Source organism: Xanthomonas sp. XNM01, assembly GCF_014851915.1.
Lineage (GTDB): Bacteria > Pseudomonadota > Gammaproteobacteria > Xanthomonadales > Xanthomonadaceae > Pseudoxanthomonas.
In genome coordinates this window covers 1-381 of record NZ_JACVAP010000018.1, presented here as the reverse complement: position 1 = coordinate 381, position 381 = coordinate 1, and the positions used below count along the sequence as shown (strand labels likewise).

At 73.2% G+C, this 381-nt stretch carries 1 protein-coding gene; it reads left to right on the top strand.

What is annotated here, in order from left to right:
- Positions 1-381: protein kinase (locus IB242_RS20270; RefSeq protein WP_192283777.1), on the top strand; the 381-nt coding region annotated here is incomplete at both ends.

Genomic DNA, 381 nt, shown 5'->3' with positions numbered 1-381 from the left:
GCACCCAGGTCCTGACGCCCGCCTACGCCAGCCCCGAACAGGTCGAGGGCGCGCCGCTGACCACCGCCGCCGACGTCTGGGCGCTGGGTGTGGTCCTGTACGAACTGCTGGCCGGGCAGCGCCCGCACCAGGCGCTCGACGGCCATCGTCTCGGCGAGGCGATCCTGTCCGGTGCGATCGAACCGCCAAGCAGGCGCGCGCGCCGCGTCGCACAGGATACGCAGGCGGACGCAGCCGACACGACGAACCCGCGCCCACGTCTGCCGCCGGTGCGGATCCCGGCCGACGTCGATGCCATCGTGCTCAAGGCGCTGCGCCGCGATCCGCAGGCACGCTACGCGTCGGTTGCCGCGATGGCCGAGGACATCCGTCGCTTCCTGC